The organism is Clostridium sp. CS1-1 (assembly GCF_056135525.1).
This window is the reverse complement of sequence record NZ_CM148680.1, coordinates 3,265,035-3,278,796: the sequence shown is the minus strand read 5'-3', so window position 1 is coordinate 3,278,796 and position 13,762 is coordinate 3,265,035. Positions and strand designations below refer to the sequence as shown.

General features: G+C 30.8%; 9 protein-coding genes and 1 riboswitch. Of the genes, 8 read left to right on the top strand and 1 reads right to left on the bottom strand.

Annotation, left to right across the window (positions count from 1 at the left end; translation table 11 throughout):
- Positions 1-45 precede the first annotated feature (45 nt).
- A riboswitch (TPP riboswitch) is annotated at positions 46-153 on the top strand.
- A gap of 187 nt (positions 154-340) precedes the next feature.
- The 3 genes from AC0N0V_RS15250 (at position 341) to AC0N0V_RS15240 (ending at position 3,052) form a co-directional block, all read left to right on the top strand.
- Positions 341-1,114, top strand: a complete 774-nt coding sequence (locus tag AC0N0V_RS15250; RefSeq protein ID WP_474458896.1) for an ABC transporter permease — start codon at positions 341-343, stop codon at positions 1,112-1,114.
- Positions 1,115-1,136: 22 nt separating this feature from the next.
- The gene (locus AC0N0V_RS15245; protein ID WP_474458895.1) at positions 1,137-2,159 is read left to right on the top strand and encodes an ABC transporter substrate-binding protein; all 1,023 of its coding nucleotides are present in this window, start codon (positions 1,137-1,139) and stop codon (positions 2,157-2,159) included.
- Positions 2,160-2,341: 182 nt separating this feature from the next.
- Positions 2,342-3,052 carry an ABC transporter ATP-binding protein gene (locus AC0N0V_RS15240; RefSeq protein WP_474464552.1) on the top strand — a complete coding sequence of 237 codons (711 nt, stop codon included), beginning with the start codon at positions 2,342-2,344 and terminating at the stop codon, positions 3,050-3,052.
- A 211-nt stretch (positions 3,053-3,263) separates the two neighbouring features.
- Here the strand turns inward: AC0N0V_RS15240 and AC0N0V_RS15235 are convergent, their stop codons facing one another.
- Positions 3,264-5,003, bottom strand: a complete 1,740-nt coding sequence (locus AC0N0V_RS15235) for a DUF4153 domain-containing protein (protein WP_474458894.1) — start codon at positions 5,001-5,003, stop codon at positions 3,264-3,266.
- A 302-nt stretch (positions 5,004-5,305) separates the two neighbouring features.
- Between AC0N0V_RS15235 and ilvD the strand changes: the two genes are divergently transcribed.
- The 5 genes from ilvD (at position 5,306) to AC0N0V_RS15210 (ending at position 13,760) form a co-directional block, all read left to right on the top strand.
- The gene (ilvD, locus tag AC0N0V_RS15230; protein WP_474458893.1) at positions 5,306-6,964 is read left to right on the top strand and encodes a dihydroxy-acid dehydratase; all 1,659 of its coding nucleotides are present in this window, start codon (positions 5,306-5,308) and stop codon (positions 6,962-6,964) included.
- A 212-nt stretch (positions 6,965-7,176) separates the two neighbouring features.
- Complete coding sequence (locus AC0N0V_RS15225) at positions 7,177-8,148, top strand: bile acid:sodium symporter family protein (protein ID WP_474458892.1); 972 nt, start codon at positions 7,177-7,179, stop codon at positions 8,146-8,148.
- Between the two features lie 156 nt (positions 8,149-8,304).
- Positions 8,305-10,011 carry a PocR ligand-binding domain-containing protein gene (locus tag AC0N0V_RS15220; protein ID WP_474458891.1) on the top strand — a complete coding sequence of 569 codons (1,707 nt, stop codon included), beginning with the start codon at positions 8,305-8,307 and terminating at the stop codon, positions 10,009-10,011.
- A 288-nt stretch (positions 10,012-10,299) separates the two neighbouring features.
- Positions 10,300-12,000, top strand: a complete 1,701-nt coding sequence (locus AC0N0V_RS15215; RefSeq protein ID WP_474458890.1) for a methyl-accepting chemotaxis protein — start codon at positions 10,300-10,302, stop codon at positions 11,998-12,000.
- Positions 12,001-12,617: 617 nt separating this feature from the next.
- Entirely contained in the window at positions 12,618-13,760 is a 1,143-nt protein-coding gene (locus tag AC0N0V_RS15210; protein ID WP_474458889.1) for a tetratricopeptide repeat protein, read from the top strand.
- Positions 13,761-13,762: the final 2 nt, after the last annotated feature.

The following is a 13,762-nucleotide window of genomic DNA, read 5'->3' as shown; positions in this document are numbered from 1 at the left end:
TTTATAAAATGATATACTTATTAATGTTAAAAGGTCTTATTATAATAAACAAACTGGGGGAGGCAATAGTATTGTCTGAGAGGAAGCTATAGGTTTCGACCCTTATAACCTGAATTGGATAATGCCAACGGAGGGAATATAGTTAAAGTTTAATTTTGCTATTTTAACCCTTTTCCGCAATTGGAGAAGGGTTTTGTGTATTTGAGTGATAACGAGCTTTGAATATGTAATTAGTAACATCTTTATAACAATGATTGTATTTAATATAGTAGTAGCTAATGGCGAATAACAAAGTAAACATAAAACTATTTTTCTAAAGATATTATAGGATGTGTAAAGAATGAAAGCTAATAATAAATTAATAAATAGAACTATATCTGCTATTTTTCAGTTGGTACTCATATTCATATGGCAGATAGTGGTGGACAAAGGTGGAATACCAAAGTACATACTTCCCTCGCCAAAGGATATATTAATTACTCTCTTTGAGGTAATGCCTAATTTGAAACCTCATATTTATGCAACTTTGCAGGAAGCTCTCTTAGGTTTCTTACTTTCCGTAGTTTTTGCAGTTATACTTTCCGTACTAATGGATAGCATAAAAATAATAAAAAGTTGTTTGTATCCAATACTCGTTGTTTCCCAAACCATACCAACCATAGCCTTAGCACCAATATTTATTATTTGGTTTGGTTTTGGAATGACTCCAAAAGTTATAGTTGTTATTATGATGTGTTTTTTCCCTGTAGTTATTAGCCTTGTAGATGGACTAGAATCTGTCGATACAGATATGCTTAGCCTTATGGATATAATGAAGGCTACCAGACTCCAGAAATTTGTTTACGTCAAATTCCCTAGTGCATTAAGTTCATTTTTTTCTGGACTTAGGATTGCTGCTACTTATAGTATAATGGGGGCAGTAGTAGGCGAGTGGCTTGGTGGAGAAAAAGGTTTAGGAATTTTTATGGTAAGAGCGAAGAATGCGTATGCTTTAGATAAAATATTTGCGGCTATAATTGTAATAATAATACTAAGTTTAGCATTATTCGGATTTATGTATGTACTTCAATATATTTTTATGCCGTGGCAGAGAAAAGTTAAAGAAAGAAAATAATTTTATGGAGGTAAGTTTTATTATGAAAGGAAAAAGAATCCTAACAATCATAACATCATGTTTATTGACTGCTTCTATTTTTGCGGGATGTTCTTCAGCGAATAAAGCCCCACAAAATAGTACTGCAGATAAGAAAGAACTAACTAAAGTAAAGGTGATACTTGACTGGACGCCTAATACTAATCATACGGGCTTATATGTAGCTAAAGATAAGGGGTATTACAAAGAGGAAGGTTTGGATGTGGAAATAATTCAACCTTCTGAAGGAGCAGTTGGAAATCTGATAGCAGCTGGAAAGGGAGATTTTGGAGTAAGTTACCAAGAAGACTTAACTTATGCTAGAACATCAGATACTCCTCTTCCGATAAAAGCAATAGCAGCTATAATCCAACACAATACTTCGGGCTTTGCAGCTCCTAAAAATAAAAATATAAAGACTGTAAAAGATTTTGAAGGAAAGACTTATGGTGGCTTCGGATCACCTTCTGAGAATGCTGTGTTAGAAGCAATTATGAAAAAAGAGGGTGCCGACTTTGGTAAGCTTAAAATAGTAAATATGGGTGAGCAGGACTTCTTCGCAGCAACAAAAGGCAATATTGATTTTGCTTGGATATATGAAGGATGGACAGGAATTGATGCAAAGCTTAAAAACATACCAATTGATTACATAGAATTAAGAAAGTTAAACCCAGATTTAGATTACTATACTCCTATATTGATAGCTAATGAAGATACTTTAAAAAATAAACCTGATTTAGCTAAAAAGTTTCTAAAGGCTACAACAAAGGGTTATGAATTTGCTATGGATAAACCAGAGGAAGCAGCTGATATCTTAGTTAAGAATGCTCCAGAGATAGATAAAAATCTAGCACTAGAAAGTCAAAAATACTTAAAGAATAAATATAAAGAAGATGCTGCAAGATGGGGAGAAATGAAGGCTACCGTTTGGGATAACTACACAAAATTCCTTCGCAGTAAGAATTTGATTAATAAGGATATGAAAGCGGAAGATGCATTTACTAATGATTTTCTTCCATCTAAATAATTTTAAAAGAGTAGAATAAATATTATAGATAATCTAATTATATGAAATTGGACTTGGATTAGGTGGGTGGGTAAACTCACCTAATTTTTCATTAATATAACTAATGAACATAATGTGATAGCAGTAGAATAAATGAAAATGCATTTAGTAAAGGGAGATAGATTGTTTTGAATAACAATAATATGGGAAAACTTGTACTTAAAAATGTATCTAAAACTTTTGATGGCGATACAATACTTAAGGATATAAGCTTTGAAGTGAAGGAAGGGGAGTTTGTAACTCTTCTTGGACCAAGCGGAAGTGGTAAAAGTACTATCTTGAATGTAATATCAGGAATATTAAAAGCGGACTCTGGAGAAGCAAAGGTATCAGGAGAAATAAGTTATATGCATCAAAAGGATCTTCTTCTTCCTTGGAAGAAAGTAATAGACAATGTAGCACTTCCACTTTATATTAAAGGTAAAAATAAAGTGGAGGGAAGAAAAGAGGTCTTACAATACTTTGAACCATATGGATTAAAAGGATATGAATTTAAGTATCCTTTTCAGCTATCTGGTGGTATGAGACAAAGAGCAGCATTCTTGAGGACTTATATGACTTCAAGCAATATTATGCTTTTGGATGAACCTTTCGGTGCTTTAGATGCCATTACGAGAAGTAAGATGCAAAACTGGCTTTTAAATGTTATTAAAGATTTAAAAAGTACTATATTATTTATAACTCATGATATAGAAGAAGCTATTTATCTTTCTGATAAAATATACATTTTATCAGATAAACCAGCTTTTATAAAAGGTGAGGTGGTTGTAGACTTACCTAAAGATAGAACTAAGGACATTATAACTTCCGATAAGTTTGTTGAAATAAAGAAGCAAATATTGAATTTAATGTAGGATTTTAGATGTATTAGAGCGGGTAGTCATCGAATAAAAACAAAGTAAAAACATCACTATGGGTTACCAGAGTGATGTTTTTGCAATAAATTGATAAAAAGATTGTGTAAAAATGACTTCAATTACAATTTCAACTTTGAATATCAATGCTTTTTCATTTAAGCAATTTACCAATAAATAATAGGTTAATTACAGATAGTAAGATTAAAAACTATTTAATTTTAATGAGTATATAAAACTCAAGTCCTTTAGAATCAATGTCTTGTGAGGAGTGGTTACTTTGTCCTGATATACTTAAGAACACAAATTTCACTTTCACTTTTTCGTTTTCATCAACTAATGTCATTTCCTCTGATGGTATAATATCTTTACCAGTACTGGATTGAAATTTATATTTATCACTAATATTTTTTATAAAGGAGTTAAGATTTTTACTATATACTTCTTTTGCATTAATCTTTATTTCTAAAGTAGCCGAGCTGGAGTTATAGTACACATCTAGTTTATCATTCATATTCTTAGTACCCTGCATTATGCTATTGTTATCGATTAGATAATCGTATCCTTTTATGTCAATAGTGTCACCTATCTCTCTTCTAAAATAGAAATATCCATTAGAAAAATTATCATTTCTACTTTCTAATGAGAATCCGAATACCTTATTCATATCCTCAATTTTAAAATTTTCTGGTAAGTTTTTGACTTCTTTAAGACTATGGTTACTATTGAAGTAAGTGAGTATACTGCTTATCTCGACCTTGTCTTCTGTAGAAACATTTGTAGAAGGTTGTATTTTGTTATCCTTATACATATTATTTTTAGTTAGAATCTTATCTAATCTATTATTTTGGCTGAGCTTTGAAACTGCAAAGCTGCTGAGTGGTCCAAACACAGAAATTAAGACTATTATAGATAAAGAAAGAGGAAGCAATATATTTCTTAAGTTTCTAGCAAAAGAATAATACAACATTACTGCAAATATCCAAGTGGCAAGTATAACTACAAAATATCTTTTTTCTGTTACTCCATAGGCCTCTATTCTTATTCCAATTGACATGAACATCATTACTAAAATAGGTAGAATTATTTTAGGAAAAAATATTAAAAAACTATTTGCCCATTTATTTTCTTCTTTTATAGGTGTTATAAAGAAGAACACCGCTACAGTGATAAGTGAATACCAAAGAACTAAGTTTGTAACTATATTAATAGGCCACACCCTTGTTAAAATTATTTTACCAAAGTATATATAAAGAATTGCAGTGTATACAGATAAAAGAGGCATTACAATATACAGAAACAATATTTTTAAAAGCTTTGGATAAAGTTTTGAGTGCTGTTCTTCTTCTCTTAATGGTATTTGAGAAAGGAAGTAGGATACTGCAAAGATAAAAGCTACAATAAGCCAAGTATAATAATAGACTTTTCCATCAATATTTATGCCAAGAAGAGTATCTATAGTAAAAAGTATTGCAGAAAGTCCTAGGTATAGTACTACAGAATATATGAATGTTATAAAAAAGCTTGCTAATAAAGAGATAACATATCTTTCGAATTTTTCTCTCTTCAATAAGTAAGGAGTATAAACAAAGGCCAAGTATAGAGAAATAGTTAGCCCAATATACATTGTAATTTCCACCATCTTAAGATTCTTAAGAAAGAAAAAATAATAAAGAATCAAAAGAAAAATATTTAAAATATAAGCGACTGCAGTTTTTGATTTGGTATGTTCACCCTTTTTCTCTAAAAAAAGTTTTGTACAAAGAGAGAGCGGTATACCGATAGCAAGTACCATGGCTAATTTTTTAAAAGTATCGGTCCTCGGAGATATTTCTGATATAGCTATCAAAACTGTACAAAGAGAAGCCGAAAGAAAAATAGTGGCTGGAAACCTTTTGAAACTTCTGTAGAGGCCTGATAATATACTTTTAAGTTCTATTACAAGTTTCATAATAATACCCCCTCCTAAAATTTATAATAAATGTTGTTATTTTATTATACTACATAAAATGCTATTTATATTAAAAACTAATAAGTAAAAAATATATTCATAAATAGGTCTTTTTATTAAGGTGATGCATTGGTTACTATAGTTATTTTTACAAATTAGTAAATTATTAATAAAAAATCGTAATATTTTAATATTATTAATACCATAAAAAAATAATAATTTCTATGTAACTTATTAATATTCAGAAAAGTTACAATAGTAATAATAAATTGTATAAAGCACATATTTAAGGGGGATTAGTTATGAGAAGTGATACCGTAAAAGGCGGAGCAAAAGGAGCACCAACAAGAGCATTAATGTACGGAATGGGGTTTACAAAAGAAGAGATAGAAAGGCCACTTATTGGTATTGTTAACGCGCAAAATGAAGTAATAGCAGGACATCTTCATTTGGATGAAATTGCTGAAGCTGCAAAAGTAGGTGTAAGAATAGCAGGAGGTACACCAATGGAGTTTCCCGCTATAGGAGTATGCGATGGTATTGCTATGGGACATATAGGTATGAAATACTCTTTAGCAAGCAGAGAACTTATAGCTGATTCCATAGAAGCTATGGCTATGGCTCATGGGTTCGATGGTTTAGTTTTGATTCCAAATTGTGATAAGATCGTACCAGGAATGCTTATGGCAGCAGCAAGACTAAATATACCATCAGTAGTTGTAAGTGGGGGGCCAATGAAAGCAGGAAAGTATAACGGCTGTGATGCAGATTTCACAACTGTTATAGAGAGTGTTGGAACCTATAACGATGGTAAAATTACAAATGAAGAACTTGAAAATATAGCCGAAAAAGCTTGCCCAGGATGCGGTTCATGTTCAGGTTTATTTACTGCAAATAGTATGAATTGTTTAACTGAAGTTTTAGGTATGGGCTTGCCTTATAATGGGACAGCAGCTGCACATTCAGGGGAAAGAAAACAACTAGCTAAATATGCTGGTATGAAGGTTATGGAATTATTAAAGAATAATTTGAAACCTTTAGATATATTAACTTTAGATGCCTTTAAAAATGCTATAACTGTGGACATGGCTATGGCAGGTTCAACAAATACAGTACTGCATTTACCAGCAATTGCTCATGAAGCTGGAATTGAACTTGATTTGAAATTGTTTGATGAAATAAGCTCGAAAACTCCTTGTTTAACAAAATTAAGTCCTAGTGGAAAACATCACATGGAAGATTTAGATCTTGCAGGCGGAATTCCAGCAATGATGAATGAGTTATCAAAACAAGGGCTTATATATGAAAATGTTTTAACTGTAACTGGGAAAACAATGGGAGAGAACCTAAAAGAGAAAATAATACGTGATAATAATGTAATTCATTCTATAGAACAGCCTTACAGCAATAAGGGTGGACTTGCCATACTAAGAGGAAATATTGCTATAGATGGAGCAGTTGTAAAGGAATCAGCTGTTGCAAAGGAAATGCTTAAGCATGAAGGCCCTGCAAGAGTTTTCAACTCAGAAGAAGAAGCAGTTGAGGCAATATTTGGAGGGAAAATAGTAAAAGGTGACGTAGTTGTAATAAGATATGAAGGTCCAAAGGGTGGCCCTGGGATGAGAGAAATGCTATCTCCAACTTCAGCAATAGCAGGTATGGGTTTAGATAAAGATGTAGCTCTTTTAACTGATGGTAGATTTTCAGGAGCTACTAGAGGAGCAGCTATAGGACACATATCTCCAGAGGCTATGGATGGTGGAACTATAGGACTTGTGGAGGAAGGAGATATCATAGCTATAGACATACCAAATAAGAAATTAGAACTAAAGGTTAGTGATGAAGAACTTTCTAAGCGTAAAGAAAATTATGTTAAACCAGAACCTAAGATTACAAAGGGGTATTTAGGAAGATATGCAAAGTTAGTTACATCAGCTAATACGGGAGCAGTTTTAAGATAAGATAAAACTTAAGTAAGATTATTTCGTAGGTTCTTACAGAGTAGACTTTAGTTATATCGACGCTAGTGAAATTGGGGATATTAGTGGCGATAACTAAATAAGTGCAGATGATGAATGATATTAAGGTATCAATGATACTAATACTGTTTAGTGTTTAAAAAAAGTAAGCGGATTAATGGCAATTAGCTACCGGGTAAAGAGGGGGAGTTATTATGGATTTCATAGAAAAGGTTGGTAAATTAATCGGGAAGTATTTTGCAGCTTTAGTTATATTAGCTGCGATTATAGGGCTTCTTAAACCGAGCACTTTTTTATGGGTTGTACCAAAGGTTTCATTGCTTTTAGGAATTATAATGTTTGGTATGGGTATGACTTTAAAAAAGGATGATTTTAAAGAAGTATTTACAAGGCCAAAGGATGTTTTAATAGGTGTAGTGGCACATTATGTAATAATGCCATCGGTAGCTTACATATTATGCCTAGTATTTAACCTTCCTAAAGAACTAGCTGTAGGAGTTATTCTTGTAGGTTGTTGTCCAAGTGGTACTGCATCAAATGTAATGACATACCTTGGAAAGGGTGATTTAGCGCTTTCAGTTTCGATAGGTGCCGTTTCAACTTTGATTGCACCTTTACTTATGCCATTTTTGATACTTCTTTTAGCTGGTAAGTGGGTTTCAATACCAGTGATCAAATTACTAATAGAAATTGCGAAAATAGTTATTTTACCAATACTTTTAGGTGTAGTTGTAAATGGAGTATTTGGTCAAAAGGCTCAAAAGGCAACAAAGGCACTTCCGCTTATTTCAACTATAGCAATAGTCTTAATTGTCGGTGGTGTTGTAGGTGCAAATTCTAAAAAGCTACTAGCTACAGCTTCTCTTGCTATTGGGGTAGTGATTCTTCATAATTTATTTGGATTCTTGTTTGGATATTTAGCAGGAAAAGGCCTTGGTATGGAGGAAGCTAAAAGAAGGTCTGTTTCTCTTGAAGTAGGAATGCAGAACTCAGCATTAGGAGTGTCACTTGCTATGAGTTTCTTCTCGCCAGCAGCTGCTATACCAGCAGCGATATTCAGTGTGTGGCATAATATATCTGGACCTACGCTTGCAACCTTTTGGTCCAATAGAGATCCTAAGGAGAAAAAGATATTTAATATAAATTCACAAAACAACTTGAAATAACATTCTTAAAATACCAGTATCAATAATTGAAGGTCTCTACTATATTTCGTTATAAATTATAGTAGGGACTTTTATATTGGAAACTAAAAATTGATATTATATAATGTAGTTATATTTTAAATTTTGTATTAACATAAAGCAGGGGTGGTGATAACTATGATAGATGACTTTAATTATAATAAAGAAAAATATGATGTACAAAAATTTGATTGGGGAGAGGTAGTTTGGCTACATGAGCCAACTAATCTACTAACTGAAAGATTAAGTGCAGGACTAGTAAAGTTTTTTCCGAGACAAACTCAACATAGTCATATTCATTTTGGAGAAGAGCAAATATTGTATGTACTTAATGGACAAGGTATACACATTGTGAACGGAGAAGAAGTAATGATAAGTAAAGGAATGCTTATCCATTCTCCACCTTATTCTGAACACGAAGTGATTAATACTGGAGAGGAGGACTTAATTTTTTTAATAACATATACTCCTTCCAAGCTAATGGAATTGCATCAAAATATACCTATCGTAAATGGCAAACATATATTAGATGTCATTGAAAAAGAGGTTCTGGAAAATATACAGAGGGAAGTTTCAAGACTTTTGCAGCTATCAGTTGTTATAACTGATAATAATAAGTATATTACAGAGCCAATTAACTCAAATAAGTTTTGCACTTTGTGTAAAAAAAATAACGTTTGTATAGAAAAAGAGAGAAAATACGAAGGTGCATTAAAGGAATTGGGTAAGGCTTTTGTGTGCTGTAATAATATAATAACTATAATGATTCCTATAATGGTTAATAATCAAGTTTTAGGTTACATAAAGGGAGGACATTTTCTTATAAGTAAATCTTCTAATTTAGAAAACGCTATGTTAAATAGATTAAGAGGTAAGTCTATAGATAAAGAAGAATTGCTAGCGGCCTATAACGATATACCTCTTATTCCTAAAAGTAGACTTTATGCTTTAGAGGAATGCTTAAGTATAGTGTCTAAGATGATCTCTCAGATTATTGAAAATAATTTGGTAGAAAAGGAATTAAATCTAAGAGATAATGAGTTGCTTAAAAATAGGAAGGAAAAATTGTATTTGGAAGATGCATTGAAACAAGCGAATATAAGATTGTTGAAGTCAGAGGTATCGTATGGGTTCCAAAATTATAGTTTTAGAAGCAAACCTTCTTTTCATAAGGAAAGCCTAGAATACCCTCTAGAATATGAGAATAGGTTAAAGCATGCAATTTATAAATTTGATGAAAACTCCTGTAATCATATAATCACAGAAATTATAGATGCTTATAGACAGAAAAGTATCTTAGCTGAAGAAACTAAAGAGGTTTTGGAAGAACTGATAGTAGTATTAAGTAGAGTGGTTTATGAAGAAATCAAAGATAGAGAATTATTTTTAAATATGAGGTGCAAATATAAAGATAAAGTTAACAAATGTAACCATTACAATGATTTTCAAGAAGTTCTTAATGATTTTTGTAAAGAAAGTATAAATATATTAAGTGCTACATTATTAAGTGGTAAATATGAATTAATAGATAAAATAAACTTATATATAGAAAATAACTTTCATCAAAACATAAACTTAACTTACTTGGCAGATGTATTTTTTATAAGTCCTAATTATTTAAGTACGATTTTTAATGAAAAGAATGGTATATCTTTAAAAGATTATATAAATAAATTAAGGATAGATAATGCGAAAAAATATTTAGAAGAAACAGAGATGAAGATATCAGATATTAGCAAGACAGTTGGCTATAGTCAGCTAAGTTACTTTGGAAGTATATTTAAGAAGTTAGAAAATTGTACTCCAAATGAGTATAGAGTGAGGTTAAGAAGTCATAGAAAGTAAGAATCTACAGAACTATAAAGATAACAATAGGATTAATTTACTAACATTTGCCCCTTTTAAGAGTCAATTATAATTTGCATAATATAAAGCAAATACCAGTATTCTAAAGATAAATCGATTAATTACAAAATAATATAACATTTTAGTGAAATATTTTTGCAAGTAATATGCCAATTTGTGTTATATTTATATTAGGATTTTTAACGTTAATATTCAACTAAATACGAGATAAAGCTTTATGAATTTACAACAGAAAAATTTATCAAATTAGAAAATGGGGGAGGACTAATGAAAAAAAGAATAATAACATCTTTTACGTTTACATTTTTTATTATCTTATTTGTATCAAATGCAATAATTTCTTATGTAATAAGCTTATTATTAAAAAAAGCAGTTGTCAATCAACTTAATTATGCGGAAAAAATTAGTGAAGTATTGGCAGGAATTAGACCAACGATTATGTTAACCATATTTGTAACTTCTTTGGTTTGTACAAGTTTATTGTTGATAATGTTGATAATATATGCTAATAGTGTATTTGCCAATATTGATGAATTTAAAAAAAGACTTGCAATTATTGCAAACGGTGAACTTGCCATAAGAGTCAAAGAAGAAGGAATTTTAAAGGTAATCGCGTTGGATGTTAACAAAATTATTAATAATACTAAGAGGGTTTTATGTGAAGTTGGTGAAATATCAGATAAAAACAGAGAACTTGCAATGGTAATCAAAGATAACTCGTTGAATACGGAAAATGCTTCTAATGAAATAGCACATTCAGTACATTCGATTGCAGAGGGGGCAAGCGAACAGTCGGAAGCAGCTATTCTTTCAGAAGAAAGTGTTAAAAAAATGGCTACAAATAGCAATATTATTATGCAGCAAGCACAAAAAACTAAGATAGTGGCAAAGGAGATGACAGAAACTGTAAAGATTAACAGTGAACTTTTCAACACCCTGATTCAGAATATGAAAAGCACTGGTGATATAACCACTCGCCTTGCCACAAGTGTTAATCAGCTTCAAATGGAAGCTGATAAAATTAAAGATATTACAAATGTCGTAACTGAAATTAGTGAAAGGACAAATTTGCTAGCCCTTAATGCAGCGATAGAAGCGGCTCGTGCAGGTGAACATGGAAAGGGATTTTCTGTTGTAGCAGATGAAGTTAGGAAGCTTTCGGAGCAATCCTCTGATTCTGCAGGTAAGATAAAAAAACTAATTGAAAATATTACATTAACAATTGGAGAAATTACTACAGAAACAAGTAATCAGGTAATGGAAATAGAAAAAGATATAAAATATGCCGATGAATCAAAAAATTCGTTCTCTAAGATTGTAGAATCTACACAGTCTACCTTTACTGCTGTAAATCAAATAAACGAGCTAGCGTTAGGGATGATGGGAATGACCTCAAATGTAACAGAACTTGTTGAAAAAATAGCTCACACAACACAGGAATCCGGAGCTTTCTCTGAAGAGGTTTCTGCAGCTTGTGAAGAACAGCTTGGTTCAATGCAAGAAATGAATAGGCTTGTTGGAAAAATGAATAATATAGCAGATGATATAGATAAAAAATTAAAAGCCTTTATCAAAAATATTAGTATCGGTGAAAAAGAAAAGAGACTGATAAATGAGGGGCTTCAAATACTTAAAGGCTTAAATGTAGATATGAACAAGCAGGATATAAGTATTGATAAGGCTTCAAGTTTTCTAATAGAAAAGGCTAAAATATATACACAATTTGAACTAGTATCAATTATTAATAAACAAGGTACAATGATATCAGCAAATGTTAATAATAATATAGGTAATGATTTTTCCTATAGGCCTTACTTTAAAAAAGCTCTTGAAGGAGAAGAATATTCTACTCAACCATATATTTCTAATACAACTTTTAATTATTGTATTACAATATCAGAACCTTTTAAGGATTCAAGTGGAAATATTATTGGTGTAATTATGGCAGATATTTGTATAGAAAATTAATTGTAAGGACAAGCTAATATAGGTGAAAAGTTCTTATAAGCGAAAAAATATATTTATAGTAAACTTAGGAGTTTATATCTTGAACTAACATGGTGAAGAAGATATAAACTCCTAAGTTTTATGTTTTAGAATATTTATATATTTAAACTTTTATACTGATTTTACTAAACTGAAAACTATTAACCGTTGTAAATATTATAATTGGATTAAACATTTAAAGAACACTTATAGTAACTCAGTCGATAAATTTGTTAAATACAGATTTGCTAATAAGAATAGAACTGGAAGTCTCATTAATTTTGTAACCTTCGAAAGGGGTAACTAATATTCAATTTATAGTTGAATTAAATAAGTTAGATTCATTAGTTAGATTAAATGACAATAATTATTATAATATCGTGCAAAGTATTGTAATAAAATGTCTAAAAATGTATAATTAATTTAGGTAACTTTAGATTTATTTGTAATGTATAGTAATGAGATATACTTTTGTTATCTTATGGCAAATTATGATTTTAAAAATATTTATCACATCAAAGTCACATAAAGATAATTTATATAGCTGAATGAATTTATGTGAAAAAGAAATTAATTTTAATAAAGGTGGGACTGAGTTAATGAACTTTACCGACGAAATAAAAAAAATAAATCTCATAAGCATTAGTGCTTCAGAATTTAATGAACACAACATTTCAGATAATGTTCGTAAATCTATAGCTCTGTATAACAAATCTATTGTAAATCTAAAAATGAATTGTGCAGATTTGGCTATAACCGATCTGAAAAAATCGTTATCTCTTAATCCAGATTTTTGTGAAGCAATTAAGTTCTTAGGGCTATGTTATGCTTATAAGAAGGATCTTGATAGGGCAGAGAAAGTTTTTAAAAAACTAGCAAAATACAATATGTATAGTATGCTAGCAAATGATTATTTAAAAGAATTAGATGTTGAAAGGACTGCATTAAAAGCAATTGATGCCATTAGAGCTTTTAGTTCAAATCAAGGCAATAATGTCAAGAGGAACACTATTATTAAATTACCTAAATTTAATAATAGAATAAAAAGGAATGGTGCTTTTCCTAAAAGGTTTGCTTTCTTATTTTTAGTGTTAATAGTAAGTGTAGGCAGTCTGGGATTTGTTTATTGGAATCGTTTAAATATTAAAACTATGGGTAATAAGATTGAGGACTCGAATGTGAAAAAAAGCAAGGAACTTGAACAACAAGAAACAATGAATAAAAAGTATACTAAAATTGATGAGCAATATAAGAAACTCCAGAAGGATCTAGAGAATACAAAATTAGAGTTGGATACTTACAAAAATAGAAACAATATTATTTTGAAACTTAATGATGCTGAGAAATCTTATCAGGATGGCAATTATGAGAAAGCAGTGGATAACTTGATGCTATTGAAGAACTTGGCACTTAATGATACTGAAAAATCAAGGTTTGATAAACTGTGGAATGATATAAAGACGAATGCTGTATGGGATATATATAGGCAGGGGAACAGTTTGTATAAGCAAAAAAAGTACCAAGAGGCATTACCAAAACTTCTGAAGGTTCAAGAAATAGCACCGGAATTAGAAATTGCGCCTTGGGTCCTTTATCAGCTAGGGAATTGTTATAAGGAAACTAATGATAGTAAAAATGCTATTGTCTGGTTTGAGAAAGTTAGGAATAGTTATCCAAACTCTGAGTATGCCGGTTATTCTGAAAGCACAATCGCTGAACTAAAAAGCAAGTTAAATCAATAAAC